We start from the raw sequence: 16,603 nt of genomic DNA on the forward strand, positions 1-16,603 counted from the left end.
CCGATGCTTTGGCAAAGTCAGCGAAAACGCCCCTAAGCGAGCAAGGTGACGTGAAAGAGGGGGGGGGCATTGACCTTCTGGTCATGCCCGACGATTGAACGTCAGATTGCCGCTTAGGGGGTTTGCAGCGTCGGCCGGTTACGGCGTTTGTAAAACGCCGTAACCTACAAAATGAGCATCGCGTCGCCAAAGCTGAAGAAGCGGTAGCGCTCTTCGATAGCAGCGGCGTAGGCATCCATGATCTGGTCGCGGGTGGCAAGCGCGCTTACGAGCATCATAAGCGTGGAGCGCGGCACGTGGAAGTTCGTGATCAGCGCGTCGACCACGTGATAGGTCGAGCCGGGCATGAGGTAGAGCTGCGTCGTAGCGTTCTCGCGCGCCACGATGTCGCCGCGGCCGAGCGTATCGGCCCCATCCTCGCGGCCCTCAAAATAGCGCGCCGTCACGGCCGGATCGGACACCGGTGCCTCAGCGTCAAAGGCGCTCTCGAGCGAGCGTACTGCGGTGGTGCCGACGGCGATCACGCGGTGCCCCTCGGCCTTCGCCTTATGCACGGCGTCGACAACCTCCTGTGACACGTGGTAGCGCTCGGTGTGCATGACGTGCTGCGTGGGGTCGTCCTCCTCCACCAGACGGAAGGTATCAATACCCACCTCGAGCTCGACGGCGGCAAACTTCGCGCCCTTGGCCTCGATAGCGGCCATGAGCTCGGGGGTAAAGTGCAGACCCGCCGTAGGAGCGGCAGCCGAGTGCTCCTCCTTCATGGCGTAGACGGTCTGGTACTTCTCGGGATCGCCCTCGTAATCGGTAATGTAGGGCGGCAGCGGCACGTGACCGGCAGCATGAATGGCCTCGTCGAGCGTGCGCGGCTCGCCGGCGGCATTGCAGCCGGCCGGCTCAAAGCGCACCAGACGGCCTCCGCGGCTATCGGTGACAAAGTCGATGACCTCGGCCGTCAGCACCACGGGAGCCCCCTCGGGCGCATGGGCGCCACCGGCGCGATACTCAATCTGAGCACCGGGCTTCAGGCGCTTGCCCGGCTTGACCAGGCACTCCCAAACGTGGCCCAGCGGGTCAACATCCTCACGGCGCTTGAGCAGCAGCGTCTCGACCACGCCACCCGAGCCAGCCTTGCGACCGATAAGACGGGCCGGCATCACGCGCGTCTGGTTGATGACGAGCACATCGCCCGGCTCGATATAGTCGATGATGTCGCGGAAGATGCAGTGCTCAACGGTACCGCCATGCTCTAGCGGCGTTCCTGTCTCGGAGCCTTTGCGATCAACCACCAGCAGGCGGCAGGAGTCGCGCGGCTCGGCAGGAGCCTGGGCAATCAGTTCCTCAGGAAGGTTGTAGTCAAAATCATCGGTACGCATAGACACGTCGGATACTCCTTATATAGCTAAAGTCCGCTCTACATCCTAGCAGGCTGACGTCCCAAACGAACTACTTTTTGGCGGCTTTGCGCTCGTCGCGGATGCGGGCGCGATCCATGGCCGCCTCGACCGCCGAGAAACGGCAGCCGCAGTAATTCTGCCGATACATGCCCAGCTCACGCGAACGGCGCGTAGCCTCGGGATAATACGGGCGAAAATCGCGAATCACCGGGGTGAGACCGCGGGCGGCAGCCAGACGCTCCAAAACATCATTGCAGGTATCGAACAGCTGATACGGCGAGACGGCGAGCGTCGTGCCCACAAACTCAAACCCGCGCTCCTGGGCCACGCGGCACGCCTCGGCCAAGCGCAGGGCATAGCACGAGCGACAGCGACGGGGCCGATCGGCACCCAGCGGAGCCACGCCGGCCTCCCAGCGCTCGCGGTCCTCCCCCGCCTCGATGAGCTCGATGTCGCCATCGGCACACCACCGGCGCAGCTCGTCCAGACGCCGCCGCCATTCATCGCGCGGTTGAATATTGGGATTGGTCCAGCAAATCGTGGGCTCAAACCCCTCCTCGCGCAGCAGGCGAACCGGCTCAAGCGAGCATGGTGCACAGCACGCATGCAGCAACAACGACTTCATCGACATCTCCTCCCCCGCAATGATTTTTTAATCCCCGTCCCAGAAAAATCATCCCAAAAAGACTACCTTGCGAAAAAGCGCACGCCAAAGGACGTGTCCTCGCAGGCGGCAATGCGGCGGTCGCGCAGGATCGTCCGCACGTAATACCAGTCGCCCGTGCATCCCGAAAGGTGCAAACCAGCCGCCAGGTAGCACAGCAGCGGATACCCAGAAAACGCAAATCCCAGGGCAAACGCCGCCGTCACAACAACCGTCGGCGCCAGGCAAACCGCCATATACCGCCGGCGCGAATACACAATCCCCTCGGCGCAGGCATAGATCATGCACGTCTCACGGTTCGCTCCAAAAGTCACGTGCGCACTCGCGGGCGCCAGCAGCTTAAAAAACACACCGTGCACCAGCTCGTGCACGGCAAACGACGCCATTGAGACCGCAGCCAAGCCGACTATCCAGCCCAAGACCGCCGTCCAGCCGCCCGCTTCAGCCGCATCCAAGTCCGCAGGCCCGCCCAGCAGCATAAACACCGGCACCAGGCACACGGCAAATACGCCAAGCACGGCCATCCCCCACACGAAGCAGGCGTGCAGAAAATCCTCGTCCTCAAACGCATGTATGTTGGAAATCTCATTCATAGCATCTTAGGATAGCGCCCCTGCCACGCACCCGCCCGCATGTGCGATAATGTCGAACGATATGCACGAATTGACCACCGCGTCGCCAGGCCTTGCGCCCGGCCGCGCTCCCACCATATGCGAAGGAGTCCCATGGCATCCAAATACTCCATGAACGACCGTCCCAGCTGGCCGCGCCGCGCCATCGTTACCGCCGGCGAGCCTTACGGCAACAAAGGCCTGCACTTTGGCCACGTCGGCGGCGTCTTTGTCCCGGCCGACTTCTTTGCCCGCTTCCTTCGCGACCGCCTGGGCCGCGAGAACGTCATCTTCACCTCGGGCACCGACTGCTACGGCTCGCCCATCATGGAGAGCTACCGCAAGCTCAAGGAGAATGAAGGCTACGATAAGTCCATCGGCGAGTATGTCGAGTCCAATCACTCCCGCCAGGCCGCGACCCTCAACAACTACAACATCAGCTGTGACATCTACGGCGGCTCGGGCCTTGAGCCGGCTGCGCAGATTCACAACGAGGTGACCGCGGAGATTATCGAGCGTCTGCACGAGCAGGGCACCATCTCCAAGCGCTCCACGCTGCAGTTCTACGATGCCAAGGCCGGCACGTTCCTCAACGGCCGCCAGGTCATCGGCCGCTGCCCCATCCAGGGCTGCAAGTCCGAGAAGGCTTATGCCGACGAGTGCGATCTGGGCCACCAGTTTGAGCCCGAGGAGCTCATCGCGCCCAAGAGCCAGCTCACCGGCGAGGTGCCCGAGCTGCGCCCGGTCGACAATCTCTACTTTGATCTGCCGGCCTACCTCGACTTTATGAAGACCTATACCGCCAAGCTCGCCCAGAACCCGCAGGTTCGCTCCGTGGTCTCCAAGACCATGGAGGAGTGGCTGCTGCCGGCTCAGCTCTACATCCAGAACAAGTTCCGCGAGGCCTTCGATGCCGTCGAGGACCAGCTCCCCGAGCACACCGTGCTGGAGCCCGAGGGCAACAAGAGCAGCTTTACCGTCACCTTCCCCAGCTGGAAGGAGCGCGACGACGCCCACGCGGTGCTCGCCAACGGCGGCGTGCGCTTCCGCAGCGGCAAGGCGCTCGTGCCCTTCCGCATCACCGGCAACATCGACTGGGGCGTTCCGGTGCCCGAGGTCGACGGCGTGACCGACGTCACCTGCTGGTGCTGGCCCGAGAGCCTGTGGGCGCCCATCAGCTACACTCGCACCGTGCTCGCACGCGATGCCAAGGCCGCCGGCGTGACCGAGGGCGTCGCCGCCCAGGATGCCGCCCTCATGGGCGAGCCCGCCGCCGATTCCACGCAGGTCCCCGCGCCCACCTACCAGCACAGCTCGCTCGACTGGCGCGACTGGTGGTGCTCTGACGACGCGCAGATCTACCAGTTCATCGGTCAGGACAACATCTATTTCTACTGCATCGCGCAAACCGCCATGTGGGAGGCCCTGGGTTGGGACCTTACGCAGAGCACCGTCAGCGCCTGCTACCACCTGCTCTACATGGGCAAAAAGGCCAGCTCGTCCTCGCAGACGCCTCCCCCGCCGGCAGACGACCTGCTCAACCACTACACCTGCGAGCAGATGCGCGCTCACTGGCTGTCGCTCGGCCTGTCCGAGAAGCCAGTGAGCTTTAGCCCCAAGGCATACGACACGCGTGTAACTGGCAAGGACAAGGACGGCAACGAGGTGCGCGCCTGCGACGACAAGCGCGTCATCGATCCGGCCCTTAAGGAGAGCGCCCTTTTGACCGGCGTGTTCAACCGTCTGGCCCGCAGCTGCTTCTACGGCGTCGCCGTCAAGGAGGGCGACGAGAGCCCCTACCGCAACGGCTGCATCCCCGCCGGTGCCGCTTCTGACACCGTGGTCGAAGCCGCCGAGCAGGCAGCTCTCGCCTTTGAGCAAGCCATGTACAAGTTCGAGACGCACCGCGCGCTCGCCGTGTGCGACGACTACCTGCGTGCCGCCAACAAGCGCTGGAGCGACGCCTCTAAGGCCGCCAACAAGCTCGAGGGCGAGCCGGCAAACGCCGCAATGACGCAGGCCCTCGTCGACGCCTTTACCGAGCTGCGCGTGGCGACCGTGCTCATGCACGGCATCGTCCCTGCCGGCTGCGAGCTCATCTGCGAGTACTTCGACGTTGACCCGGTCGCCTTCTTTAGCTGGGATAACATCTTCGCCTCCACGGATGAGTTTGTGGAGAGCCTGGGCGAGAAGCCCGGCGAGCACCGCGTGAAGCCGCTACCCCCGCGCTTCGACTTCTTCAGCAAGCACGAGAGCCAGTACTAAAACACTCGACATGTAATGGAATGGGAAGGAAAGACGGATGTCCAAGCCGCGTCGTCGTAAGCAGAAAAAGCAGGTCAAGGCCGAGCTCAAGCTCAGGCAGTTTGCCGCCACCGAGCTTTCCGACCAGCTTGCCGCCCAACACTCCGCCGCCGATCTGCCGCGCTTTATGGTCGACACGGTCGCCGGCGCCTATGCGCCCGCCGATGCCGAGCTCATGATCAAGGGCTTCGGCGCCGCGGTCACACGCCCGGTCACGCTGCGCGCCAACACGCTCAAGGCGACCGCCGAGGACATCGCCGCCGCGCTCGACGCAGCCGGCATCGCCCACCAAACCGTCGCCTGGTACCCGGACGCTTTCATCCTGCCCGAGGCCCAGGTTTCCGACCTGTGGGACCTCGACATCTACCGCGACGGCAAGATCTACTTGCAAAGTCTGTCGTCCATGATGCCGCCGTTGGTCTTGGGCGCCCAGGCCGGCGAGGACATCCTGGACATGTGCGCGGCCCCCGGCGGCAAGACGACGCAGATCGCCGCCCTCACGCAGGGGCAGGCGCACCTTACCGCCTGCGAGATGAGCATTCCCCGCGCCGAGAAGCTCGAAGCCAACCTCCACCGCCAAGGCGCAAAAAACGTGCCCGTCATGCGCATCGACGCACGCGAGCTCGACGAGTTCTTCCGCTTTGACCGTATCCTGCTCGACGCTCCCTGCACCGGCACGGGCACCGTCGTCAGCGGCAACGAGAAGAGCCTGCGCGGCCTCACCGAGCAGTTGCTGAGCAAGTGCGCCCGCTCGCAGCGAGCACTTCTGGACCGCGCCATGGGAGCCCTCAAACCGGGCGGCACGCTCGTCTATTCGACTTGTTCGATCTTGCCGCAGGAAAACGAGGACGCCCTGCAAGAGGCCCTCGACAAGCATATGGACTGCGAGCTCATCCCCCTCGACGGCACGCCAAGCGAAAGTGAGGCACGCCGCGCCCAGGAAGCTGGCGAGAAGCCGCGCATCGAGTCCAACGCCCTGACCGAGGCCATTGCCGCGGGTCAGGTATCGGCCATCGCCAACGGCCTGCCCGGCACGCTCACCATTCCGCCCAGCCGCGAATTTGAGGGCTTCTACATTGCCCTGATCCGAAAACGCAGCTAGCGTACGGATCCAAAACTCAACAAGCTATCTCCGTGCGCGTTTGTCCTGCTGGTCGCGATGCTGTTTAAGCATCGCGCGCTCCTTGCGTTCGGCCCTTTTGCCCTTAATGGCCGTGACCACAAAGTAGATGACCGCGGCGGCAACGATTGCGCCCACGCATAGGCCAATCGAGCCCAACATTGCCGAAAATTCCATACCGCGTCACCTCTCTTTTAAACGGGACTTTCAAGATAGCACCTCGATCCCCGCCACCACAGCTCCTTCACGTTCGCCGCCCTTCGGTCTAACGGAGGACGCGGCGGGGAAAAATCAACTCGTCAAACGATTTAGCAAGCACAACGCTGCCGGCACCCTGCCGGCCGTCATCACATAGAATCGAGCCTCCATGGATACCCTCAACGATCTAAATGAGCGCGTCGACGCCTTCGTCGGCACCAGCTCCTTCGACACGCCTGCCGCGGCAAACGACCAAGCCCCCATCGATGTGCCCGCCGAGGTTCACGAGGACATTGTCGCCTCGGTCGATTTCTCCGAGGTCGAGCTCGCAGACGAGTTCACCGAACCCCAGGTAGCCGTGACCCCCAACGGACTGCTTCCCATGGAGCCGCTGCCCATCGACGGGCGCCTGCGCAAGGCGGCCCTTCGCATGCCTGACGAGATTGAGGAGGCCAGCGGCTTCACGCTCTTTGGCCGTCGTATCAAATCGCTCATCTACACCACCGACGTCGCGGTCATCCGCAACTCCAACGCCGATGCCGTCTTTGCCGTTTACCCCTTCACGCCGCAGCCGGCCATTACGCAGGCGCTGCTGACCGTCGCCGAGTGCCCGGTCTTCGTAGGCGTGGGCGGTGGCACCACCACCGGTAAGCGCTCCGTGCAGATGGCAGCCGTCTCCGAGATGCAGGGCGCGGCGGGATGCGTGGTCAACTCCCCCGCCACCGCCGAGATGGTCGAGCACATCACCAACATCGCCGACATCCCCGTCATCGCCACGGTCGTTCGTTGCGACGACGATGCTCACGCCAAAGTGCGCGCCGGCGCCAAGATCCTCAACATCGCCGCCGGCAAGAACACGCCGCAGGTCCTGCGTGAACTGCGCGAGCACTATCCCAACCTGCCGCTCATCGCGCCGGGCGGCAAGACGCCCGAGAGCATCCGTGAAACCATCGCCGCCGGAGCCAACGCCATCATCTGGACGCCGCCTTCGGCACAGCAGCTACAGACCGACATGATGCAGCGTTATCGCAAGATGAAGGAAGACGCCACACCTGTCATCTCGCGCGACGATGTACCCATTATCGACCAGGTCGCCGCCGCCGAGGTCAGCCAGGTCGAGAACATGAATCCCGATGTGCCGATTCCCGACGAAGTCATCGAGCGCGTCGCTTCGATCCACGAGCGCGTCGAGGAGCATCGCGCCAACCGCGGCCTCAAGCCGTCACTGCACGGCTTCTTCTTCCGCGGAAAGAAACGCTAGCAAAACATCTTGGCCCGCCCCACAAACGTGAGGCGGGCCGTTTTCGTTTGAGCAATCATGCAGCGACGTGATGGGGCAAATTAATCCACGCGCTTGTCGCCCATAAAGAAGAGCGCCACCGTACCAGGTCCGGTATGCGAGCCAATCAGAGTACCGATGTTATTGATCTCAATCTTGCCTTTAAGCTGCGGAACCTGTTCCTCAATCAGCGCCGCAACTGCCTCGGCATCCTCGCGGCACGCCGAGTGCGACATGATGCACTTACCCGAATAATCCGCACCGTCCTGCACGTGTGCCATCATGGTCTTAGCCATCTCGGAAATCGCGCGCTTCTTAGTGCGAATCTTCTCACGTGGCGACAGCCCACCTTCGCAATCGACCGTCATAAGCGGGCAAATCTTAAGCGCCGTGCCGATGATCGCGCTCGCAGCCGAAATGCGACCGCCGCGCAGGTAGCTCGACAGATCGGTCGAAAAGAACCAGTGGTGCAGGTTGAGTTTGTGCTCCTCGATCCAGGCGGCCGTCTCGTCGAGCGAAGCGCCGCTATCGCGCACGTCGGCGGCGCATTCCGCCAGCAGGCCAAAGCCCGAAGACGCTGCCAGCGAATCGATGACGCGCACCTTGCCGCCCTGGGGATAGCGATCCGCGAGCATCTGCGCCGCAACGCAGGCCGATCCATACGTGCCCGAAATACCCGACGACAACGTCAGGTGCAGCACGTCTTTACCCTCGGCAACAAACGGCTCCCAAAACTCCTCGTACTCGCCCACGCTCACCTGAGACGTCTTGGGCATGGCGCCCGCGGCAATCTGGGCAAAAAACTCGTCCGGCGTAATCGACTGATACAGATCGTCCGTATAGACAACATCGTCGATCTCGTAATGAAAACACACGACAGGGATATTGCGCGATTCAAAGAACTCACGGGTTCGATCGGCGGCGGATTCACAGGTCAGGACAAATTCACTCATATGAGGCTCCTTACTCATTGCTGCGCAAATTATCGCACAGCAAGCGTGAATACGGTACAAATGTCCACTATTTACCAAATAGAGCCAAAGGTGGTGAACATCTTTACCGTCATCATCTCTATCGATCCCGGAGGCATACGTCTGTAAAAACGACCCTACGTCTCCACCCAACCGCCATATCTACCTCAACTAAATCGATTTACCAAACCGTTCGGCCAACAATTCGACCTCCCACCCCCAATCGAAACAAAAGCGGCGCATACTGATAAACGTTTGACGCTGTTTATCAGTTTTACCAACCCCATCGGAAGGTGTTTCATGGTCGCATTCGATCGCAATCCGCAAGACTTCAAGTATCTGCGTCTGCTGTCGAAACAATTTCCCACCGAGCAATCCGCGTTTACCGAGATCATCAATCTCTCGGCCATCCTCAACCTGCCCAAAGGCACCGAGCATTTTATGAGCGACGTGCATGGCGAGTACGAAGCCTTTATGCACATCCTCAACAACTGCTCGGGCGTCGTGCGCGAGCATGTCGACGAGATTTTTGGCGGCACGCTTTCCTTTGACGAAAAGGGCGAGCTGTGCACGCTCATCTACTACCCGCACGAGAAGATCGAGCTGGTCCGCAGCCAGCGCGAGGACTCGCCCACCTGGTACAAGACGATGCTTGACCAACTCATTGTGGTTGCCCGCTCGCTTTCGAGCCGTTATACGCGCTCCAAGGTGCGTAAGGCCATCCCACGCGATTACGCCTATATCATCGACGAGCTGCTGCACACGCACCCGGACGAGAACAACTATCGCGTGCGCTATCACGAGCGCATCGTGGAGTCCATCCTGGAGACCGCAAGCGCCGACGACTTTATCGAGTCGCTTGCCTCGCTCATCAAGCGCCTGGCCGTCGACCACCTGCACCTGGTGGGCGACATCTTCGACCGCGGTGGCGGCGCGGCCAAGATTATGGACCGCCTGCTCACCTACCATTCACTCGACATCCAGTGGGGCAACCACGACCTGCTGTGGATGGGCGCTGCGGCCGGTGAGCCCGCCTGCATCGCCACGGTGCTGCGCAACAACCTACGCTACGACAACTACGAGATCCTGGAGAACGACTACGGCATCTCGCTGCGTGAGCTTGTCGCCTTTGCCGATGCCACCTACACCGCCGGTGAGTCCATCACCCCGCTGATCAAGGCCATCAACGTGCTGCTCTTTAAGCTCGAGGGTCAGATTATCCAGCGCCATCCCGAGTTCGACATGACCGACCGCCTGTTACTCGACAAGATCGACCACGACACCGGCACGGTCACGCTCGCCGACGGCAGCGTGTGGCCGCTCACGACCAACGACTTCCCCACCGTCGACCCGACGGACCCCTATACGCTCACGTCTCAGGAGCAGCACATCATCGACAAGCTCGTGTCCGAGTTTGTCACCGCCGATCACCTGCATCGCCATATCGATTTCCTCTATTCCCACGGCTCGATGTACAAGGTCGCCAACGGCAACCTGCTGTTCCATGGCTGCGTGCCGCTCAACGAAGACGGCACCTTTAGCAGCATGAACTGCCTGGGCACCTGGCACGCTGGCCGCGATTATCTCGATTTTTGCGACCACATCGCCCGCCGCGCCTGGCGCGTGGGCGACCGCGACGCTCTCGACTGGATGTGGTACCTGTGGATTGGCTTTAACTCACCCGCCAGCGGACGCCTGGTGCGCACCTTTGAGCGCGCCTATATCGCCGATAAGAGCACCTGGGTCGAGCCGATGGACCCGTACTTTACGCTTACCAAGTCGCCCTCGGTCTGCGATGACATCATGCGCGAGTTTGGCGTCGCGCCCATGGCATGCTCACCGACCGGTCACATCATCAACGGCCACACGCCCGTTAAAACCACCAAGGGCGAGCAGCCCATCCGCGCCGAGGGCAAGCTGCTGGTCATCGATGGCGGCTTCTGCCGCGCTTACCATCCCAAGACGGGTATCGCCGGCTATACGCTCATCTCGAGCTCGCGCGGCTGCCGCCTCAAGTCGCACCGGGCCTTTACGACGGTTGCCGAGGCACTCACCCGCAACGTCGATATCGAAAGCGAGACCAACCGCTTTGACGAGGCCGACCGTCGCCGCATGGTGAGCGACACCGATTCCGGTGCCAAGATCCGCAGCCAGATCCAGGACCTGCGCCAGCTGCTCGATGCATATAGAAACGGTGCTATCGAGGAGCGCGCCTAGCACCACCCGTGGGGATTGGCTAAACTTGCTGAGTTTGTCATCCCCGCGGCGCCCCGGCGCCACCATAAGGCAGGTACCATGCAAAAGCTCCTTGCGCAGATCATGAAGTTTGGCGTCGTCGGCGTCATTGCCACGGTCATCGACTTTGGCATTATGAATCTGCTCCACTACGGTCTGGACCTCAACATCCTAATCGCCAACACCAGCGGCTTTATCATCTCACTCATCTTTAACTACCTCGCCAGCATGAAGTACGTGTTTGCGCACAAGGAGGGCATGAGCCGCCGCCGCGAGTTCATTATCTTTGTCGTGCTGTCTGTGATCGGTTTGGGACTCAACGACGGCATCGTGCTGGCGCTCAACGCCGGCCTGGGGCTCGAGGCCAATATCGCCAAGATTTGCGCCACCGCGCTGGTCATGGTCTACAACTTTGTGACCCGAAAGATCTTCCTGGAGGGCGAGGAGACCAAGTAGCTCGGCCTCCTCGTTGCACTACGGGGCCCACGGACGACGTGCGTCGAGCGCTGCGTTGTTCGTGGGCCTTGTTCGCTTACGGAAGGATTTGCAACGTTTGCGGATTGTCTCTTGCAAATTTGACGAGTTCGTATAGTTCTTGCCAAAGACCTTACGTTTCCCATGCAAAAGCTCTAAAGTAACTTTTTGCTCGATTCATCAACGCATTGGATGTGATTACGTGCGCAAGGCACTGGCACAACCTCATACCAAGCAGTTCCTCAAGTTCGCTGTCGTGGGTCTTATCTCCTTTGGCATCGACTGGGGCATGCTCATTGCGCTCGTCGAGCTGTTCCACCTCGACTTTTTGATGAGTACCACGCTCTCGTTTATCACGTCCGTCGTGGTCAACTACTGGCTCAGCATGAAGTACGTGTTCGACCACCGCGAGGGCATGAGCCGCAAGCGCGAGTTCACGATCTTCACCATCCTGTCGGTGATCGGCTTGGGCCTCAACGACCTGTACATGTTTGTGGGCGTCACATTTTTGAGCATCGGATACCAGGCCATGAAGGCAATCGCAACGTTCCTGGTCACCTGGTACAACTACTTTAGCCGTCGCTTCTTCCTCGAAGGCGCTCGCTCGTAGTCGATTCAACATTTGCTTGAATGTATAGCCGGTTGGAATTCTCGTTCCAGCCGGTTTTTTTGTTTGCAGAGGTCCCCGGCGACCAAGTCCTCTACGCATGAAAAGCGGGCGGCCCGGATGTTTGTCCGAACCGCCCGCTTGGTGCGATATGTCGAGGTCTCTAGCCCGTTACGTAATACCAGACCACGTTGTCGCCGTTGGAGAGAACGTAGTTGCTGCACGCCGTCATGGGCGTTGTGCCGTTGACGGAGTACATCCAGCCGCTCGTGCCGCCGTACTGTTTCTCGGCCAAACCACCAATCGCGGAGACATACGTGCCGTACGACGAGCCATGTGCGTTGACAGAAAGGCCCAGCGCGCACAGGGCATCGTAGACGGTAGCGCCTTCGTTAAAGGTAAAGGTGCCACCGGAGGACACAGGATTGCCCACAGCACTCGATGTGACCGAAACCGTCACTGTTACGTAGCCGGACTCCTGCGAGCCGCTCTGGCCGCCCGAGGAGGCGTTTCCACCATTAGAGCTGGAGGCTCCATCAGACGACTGGCCGCCGCCCGAAGAAGCACCGCCAGACACATTGGAAGTATCGCCGGCTCCCGTATTCTGGGCAGCGGATTTATCTCCAGACTTCTTGCCGTCCTGACCATCGGACTTCTTGCTATCCGAGTTCTTGTCCGATTCCTTGTTTGAAGACTCGGAATCGTCCTTGGACTTGGACTCATCAGAATGCTTGGACTCGTCTTTTGCGTCATTCGATGACTTGGAATCCTTGGAACTGGCCTCGCCCGAAGTCGTAGTCGAGCCAGACGCCTTGGTGTCCTTGGTGACGACGCTCTCCCCCGTCACGGTCTGAATGATCCAGTCGATGGACCAGGCGCCGCTCTCGGAAGGATGGACGAAGCCCAGCGAGACGACAATCAGAATGGTGCACGCGGCAGTCAGAACGCCAAGGAGCGCTTTACGCCGTGGGGCGGACGCCGCCGAAGCGGCGCCCTGTTGCTTTGCATCGTCGAACTGAATGAACGAGGAATCTGGTTGCTTGGGGTCAGCGTCCTTGGATTTATTGGACACAGCCCTCACCTACCGACGTTTGGTGAACACGAACACGCCGACGATGGCGAGACCGATGACGCCGGCGGCAACGCCAACAATGGCGAGCGGGTTGGTGCCAGTCTCCTGTTCGGAAGCACTAGAGGACTTCTTAGCAGTGGTCGTGGAAGCAGCACCCGTATCGGACTTGGAATCGGACTTCTTGTCGGACTTGCTGTCCTTCTTGTCAGACTTCTTGTCAGACTTCTTCTCGTCCTTCTTATCGGACTTATCGGTGTCCTTCTTGTCGGACTTGTTGTCCTTGGTCTCGGTCTTGGTCGACACCGTCGTCTTGGTCGTCGGCTTATGACCCGGGGCGATAGCGCCGCCGGCCTGCTGGCCCTTCGTGCCGGAGCCGGAACCCGTGCCCGTGCCAGCACCGGAACCGTTGCCAGCGCCACCGTTGCCACCATTAGTGCCAGAACCGCCATTGCCGCCAGGGTTGGTGGCATTCTTGGTCCACTTGGCATACAGCGTCAGATCGGCCGTCACCGGCATACTGAAGTCATACGCCTGCGCGCAAGTCTCATCGGTGAACCAACCGCCGAAAGTGTAGCCATCGCGCGTCGGATCGGCCGGCTTGACCAGCTTGCCATCGGCCGTAGTCTGGAAGTCGACCTTAGAACCCTCGCCAGTCTCAAACGAGACCTTAACGCCACCACTCAGCTTGAAAAGCGTGCCGGAATCGTTGATGTAGTAGAGGTTACCCTTGGCATCGCAGGCAATCGGCGAGTCACAGTAATTGTTGTGTCCCGCCGCGCTAAACGCACCGGTCGCCTGTGCGTCACCCATCTTGTAGCGATACACCCCACCGCCCGAGGTGTAGTTCACATAGTCGGAAGTCGCACCATAGTTGACAGTGAAATAAACGTACGTGCCATCCGCCTGGACACTCACGAGCGGTGCGCCCTTAATGCCACCGGCTGGAAGCACGGAGCCATCGGCAGACGAAACCAACGTCGTAGCAAAGTCATTATCAAGGTCGACAATCGCCAGCGCCGAACCGCCAGAAACCTCGCCACCGACAATCAGCTTATTGCCGTACAGCGTGGGCATGCAGGCACAACCCGTAAGACCAAGATCGATGACGCGTTCTTCGGAAATGCGCGAAGAGGCCCTTGCGTTTGCGTCCGACAGTGCCAGCACGTGGAGCTTGCCGTCACGCGAGATCACATAGGCATGCTTGCCGTCTTTGGACAGTACACAGCTGGAGTTGACGATGGCACCAACCGAAACGCTGCCGAGCACATCACCCGTCGACTTGCTCAGCATCTCAACGGTACCTGCACTCGTCGGAACCAGAATATAGCCGTCGCCCACTGTAGCGCTCGTCCAGTAGTAGCCCTCATCAGCATTAACATGCTGCCAAGAAACAGCGCCGGTCAGTATATTAATACGCGTCAGATGACCGTTATTGTACGTACTCGTTCCATAGTCGACATCAACGGTGCCAACGTAGAGATAGTTGCCATCGACCGTCAACTGGGAATTTGACTGGGCAGATTTGCTCACAGAGTCAGTGACCCAAACCGTCGTCAGCGTATCGGCCGTCAGAGCCTGGACCGCACCGCCGTCGAGCGGGACGATGACCAAGCCTTTCGTATAAATCGGACGCGTGGTGTAGCCAATCGCAGTCTGAAGGTTCGACTCGGCAAGCACCTTGCCCGACTCGGCGTCGATCTTAAGCAAACGCTTGTTCACGGCAAGGTAAACGTTGCCGTTCACGACAATAGGCTCGCTCGCATTGGGATACGTGGCACCCGAGTAGGCCCTCCAATCGAACGTCCAAGGGCTTGCCAGCGTGCCCGTAGGCGTGGACACGTTCTTGACCACCGCATTGGAATTGCCACTCCAGTCGGCTTTCCAATCGGTCGGGCGCGAAGCGCTCGGATCGGCTACGACTTCATCGGGATTAGGAACGGTGTCGCCAGGGGCGTAAGCCCAGACGATTTTGTCGCCCGACTTGAGCACGTAATCGCTATCGAGCTGAGGCCCGGGAACGCCATTAACAAAGAACGACCATGCACCCGACAGCTCGGTGCCATCAAGCGGGGAGACAAGACTATGAACACCCCAATAACCAAATTGGTCGTACATCTTGGACTCAATGCCAATGGCATCGAAGTAGGCAGCGGAAGCGTCCTTGATCGTCGTGCCCTCGACAAACACCTGCGTCGAAGGATCGGTCCAGCGCTGCGCCTTCTCATCCTTCTTACCGATGATCTCCATTGAAACGGAAACCTGGCCGGGCATGGTTCCATCAAAGCCATAGACCCAGGTAACCTTGTCCCCGGCCTTGAGTGTGTAATTGCCCGCGCCGACATTGGCCGCCTGACCGTTAACGAAGAACTGCCAGAATTTCCAAGTGTTTTCGTTAACTTTCTCGCTCGAAAGCGTCACGGTCTTGTTGAACGGTGAAGTCAGCGACTCGAGATACCAGCCGTACGTGCCTTTCCCCGTTTTGGCGCCAATGCCGGCCTTTTTAAAGGCCTGCTCGGAAAGATCAGCAGCGGTCGTGCCCTCTTCCACCAAAGCTGTCGTGGGCTGCGCCCATGTCTGCTGAGCGCCCGAGGCGTCCTGGCCGACAACGGTGCAGCTAACGGAAATCTGATTGGCGGGCGCGGGGTCACCGTACTTCGAGTAGCACCAGACGACGGAGTCGCCGTCCTTGAGCGTGTAGCCGCCGGCGCCGACCGCGGAGGCGCTGCCGTTGACGAACAGCTGCCAGTGCGCGCCGGTCGCCGGGTCGTAGGCGAGCGTGCGGCCCGCGTCGAAGGGCGACGTGATCGAGTTGAGTGCCCAGCCCCAGGAGCCGTTGGGGTCGTAGTCGGCCTTGAGGCCGGCCTGCCTGAAGAGCTGCTCGGAGAGGTCGGCCGCGGTCGAGCCCTCCTTCAGAGCGATCTGCTGCGCGGCGGCCCAGGTCTGCTGGGCGCCCTTGGCGTCGGTGCCGACGACGGAGCACGTGGCCGCGACCTCTTGGCTTGCGGCTTCGGTAGGCTGAGATTCAGCCTCATCGGAAGCGGCTACAACACTTTTGACGTTCTGTTCGGATGAATCCGGCGAAGCAGTAGAAGCCTCGACTGCGGCAGAATCGTCCGACGCTACGCCGTTGCTATCTGCGGCATTCGCCGAAGCGCCATCGTTAACCGACGCATCGCTCGCGTTAGAGCCGGTTTCAGAAACGACACCGTCGGCAGCACCGTCCGCGGCACCCGTGCCCTCGCCCGGCGTCGCAGCCTGAGCCACAGCCTCGGCAATGCCCTCGGCGCCCTCGGCCCACAGCTGAGCCGGCGTGGTGCCAAAGGCCATCGCGAAGGCCAGGAATGCCACCAGGCCGCGCTTGGCTACGCCGCATGCAATCGCGCCACGGCGATGCAACGAGGCGCGCTCGCGCTCGTCCTCAAACATATCCATTTGTCCCCCATTGTCTGTACTTGGAGCGTTGCCTTGAGGCTGCCCCACGTCATCGCGCGTGTTGCGCTCGAGTTCCCCCATCGGGGTCCCCCTTCCCTCCAGAGCCCTATGCACACCGGCGGCATACGCCGCAGCCGCACGCAAGATGGGAGGCGATCCGACTTAACCTTAACGACTCGGGCGCGCCGTCCGATCTGCGACGCGAACATCCCGAGCCAAGAGGAATTACGGTTACTGGT

At 60.8% G+C, this 16,603-nt stretch carries 13 protein-coding genes; 6 read left to right on the forward strand and 7 right to left on the reverse strand.

Going from position 1 to position 16,603, the window contains the following annotated elements; all coding sequences use genetic code 11:
* Window positions 1–164: 164 nt before the first annotated feature.
* The 3 genes from queA to CHY22_RS02100 all read right to left on the reverse strand — a co-directional run bounded on the left by queA (window position 165) and on the right by CHY22_RS02100 (window position 2,654).
* A complete protein-coding gene (gene queA, locus CHY22_RS02090; RefSeq protein WP_089572106.1) occupies window positions 165–1,376 on the reverse strand; it encodes a tRNA preQ1(34) S-adenosylmethionine ribosyltransferase-isomerase QueA in 1,212 nt (403 codons plus the stop codon).
* 70 nt (window positions 1,377–1,446) lie between these two features.
* Window positions 1,447–2,022: an epoxyqueuosine reductase QueH gene (locus CHY22_RS02095; protein WP_089572108.1), complete on the reverse strand. Its 576-nt coding sequence runs from the start codon at window positions 2,020–2,022 to the stop codon at window positions 1,447–1,449.
* 62 nt (window positions 2,023–2,084) lie between these two features.
* Window positions 2,085–2,654 (reverse strand): DUF3267 domain-containing protein, encoded by a 570-nt coding sequence (locus tag CHY22_RS02100; RefSeq protein WP_089572110.1) that lies wholly within the window; start codon window positions 2,652–2,654, stop codon window positions 2,085–2,087.
* Between the two features lie 132 nt (window positions 2,655–2,786).
* Between CHY22_RS02100 and CHY22_RS02105 the strand changes: the two genes are divergently transcribed.
* Together CHY22_RS02105 and CHY22_RS02110 are read left to right on the forward strand one after the other, a co-directional pair.
* The gene (locus tag CHY22_RS02105) at window positions 2,787–4,937 is read left to right on the forward strand and encodes a class I tRNA ligase family protein (RefSeq protein ID WP_089572112.1); all 2,151 of its coding nucleotides are present in this window, start codon (window positions 2,787–2,789) and stop codon (window positions 4,935–4,937) included.
* A gap of 37 nt (window positions 4,938–4,974) precedes the next feature.
* A complete protein-coding gene (locus tag CHY22_RS02110) occupies window positions 4,975–6,078 on the forward strand; it encodes an RsmB/NOP family class I SAM-dependent RNA methyltransferase (RefSeq protein ID WP_089572114.1) in 1,104 nt (367 codons plus the stop codon).
* A gap of 24 nt (window positions 6,079–6,102) precedes the next feature.
* Here the strand turns inward: CHY22_RS02110 and CHY22_RS10050 are convergent, their stop codons facing one another.
* Entirely contained in the window at window positions 6,103–6,273 is a 171-nt protein-coding gene (locus tag CHY22_RS10050; protein ID WP_158550943.1) for a hypothetical protein, read from the reverse strand.
* Window positions 6,274–6,463: 190 nt separating this feature from the next.
* On the opposite strand from CHY22_RS10050, the gene CHY22_RS02115 reads away from it, so the two are divergent.
* A complete protein-coding gene (locus CHY22_RS02115; protein ID WP_089572116.1) occupies window positions 6,464–7,555 on the forward strand; it encodes a hypothetical protein in 1,092 nt (363 codons plus the stop codon).
* A gap of 80 nt (window positions 7,556–7,635) precedes the next feature.
* Here CHY22_RS02115 and CHY22_RS02120 read toward each other — a convergent pair whose 3' ends face one another.
* A complete protein-coding gene (locus CHY22_RS02120) occupies window positions 7,636–8,526 on the reverse strand; it encodes a DegV family protein (protein WP_089572118.1) in 891 nt (296 codons plus the stop codon).
* A 318-nt stretch (window positions 8,527–8,844) separates the two neighbouring features.
* Here CHY22_RS02120 and CHY22_RS02125 point away from each other — a divergent pair, with 318 nt between their 5' ends.
* From CHY22_RS02125 to CHY22_RS02135, 3 genes are all read left to right on the forward strand, one after another.
* Window positions 8,845–10,761 (forward strand): fructose-1,6-bisphosphatase, encoded by a 1,917-nt coding sequence (locus CHY22_RS02125; protein ID WP_089572120.1) that lies wholly within the window; start codon window positions 8,845–8,847, stop codon window positions 10,759–10,761.
* A 78-nt stretch (window positions 10,762–10,839) separates the two neighbouring features.
* Complete coding sequence (locus tag CHY22_RS02130; RefSeq protein WP_089572122.1) at window positions 10,840–11,235, forward strand: GtrA family protein; 396 nt, start codon at window positions 10,840–10,842, stop codon at window positions 11,233–11,235.
* Between the two features lie 220 nt (window positions 11,236–11,455).
* Window positions 11,456–11,863: a GtrA family protein gene (locus CHY22_RS02135; protein WP_089572124.1), complete on the forward strand. Its 408-nt coding sequence runs from the start codon at window positions 11,456–11,458 to the stop codon at window positions 11,861–11,863.
* Between the two features lie 160 nt (window positions 11,864–12,023).
* Here CHY22_RS02135 and CHY22_RS02140 read toward each other — a convergent pair whose 3' ends face one another.
* Together CHY22_RS02140 and CHY22_RS02145 are read right to left on the reverse strand one after the other, a co-directional pair.
* Window positions 12,024–12,932, reverse strand: coding sequence for a DUF4430 domain-containing protein (locus tag CHY22_RS02140; RefSeq protein WP_233502810.1), 909 nt, complete (start codon window positions 12,930–12,932; stop codon window positions 12,024–12,026).
* Window positions 12,933–12,941: 9 nt separating this feature from the next.
* Complete coding sequence (locus CHY22_RS02145) at window positions 12,942–16,364, reverse strand: DUF4430 domain-containing protein (RefSeq protein WP_158551155.1); 3,423 nt, start codon at window positions 16,362–16,364, stop codon at window positions 12,942–12,944.
* Window positions 16,365–16,603: the final 239 nt, after the last annotated feature.

The organism is Collinsella sp. TF06-26 (assembly GCF_002232035.1).
Lineage (GTDB): Bacteria > Actinomycetota > Coriobacteriia > Coriobacteriales > Coriobacteriaceae > Collinsella.

Coding starts and splice junctions, on each gene's coding strand:
- CHY22_RS02095 (WP_089572108.1), bottom strand. CDS start 2,022: ATGAAGTCGTTGTTGCTGCATGCGTGCTGTGCACCATGCTCGCTTGAG.
- CHY22_RS02145 (WP_158551155.1), bottom strand. CDS start 16,364: ATGGATATGTTTGAGGACGAGCGCGAGCGCGCCTCGTTGCATCGCCGT.
- CHY22_RS10050 (WP_158550943.1), bottom strand. CDS start 6,273: ATGGAATTTTCGGCAATGTTGGGCTCGATTGGCCTATGCGTGGGCGCA.
- queA (WP_089572106.1), bottom strand. CDS start 1,376: ATGCGTACCGATGATTTTGACTACAACCTTCCTGAGGAACTGATTGCC.
- CHY22_RS02110 (WP_089572114.1), top strand. CDS start 4,975: ATGTCCAAGCCGCGTCGTCGTAAGCAGAAAAAGCAGGTCAAGGCCGAG.
- CHY22_RS02130 (WP_089572122.1), top strand. CDS start 10,840: ATGCAAAAGCTCCTTGCGCAGATCATGAAGTTTGGCGTCGTCGGCGTC.
- CHY22_RS02115 (WP_089572116.1), top strand. CDS start 6,464: ATGGATACCCTCAACGATCTAAATGAGCGCGTCGACGCCTTCGTCGGC.
- CHY22_RS02105 (WP_089572112.1), top strand. CDS start 2,787: ATGGCATCCAAATACTCCATGAACGACCGTCCCAGCTGGCCGCGCCGC.
- CHY22_RS02120 (WP_089572118.1), bottom strand. CDS start 8,526: ATGAGTGAATTTGTCCTGACCTGTGAATCCGCCGCCGATCGAACCCGT.
- CHY22_RS02125 (WP_089572120.1), top strand. CDS start 8,845: ATGGTCGCATTCGATCGCAATCCGCAAGACTTCAAGTATCTGCGTCTG.
- CHY22_RS02100 (WP_089572110.1), bottom strand. CDS start 2,654: ATGAATGAGATTTCCAACATACATGCGTTTGAGGACGAGGATTTTCTG.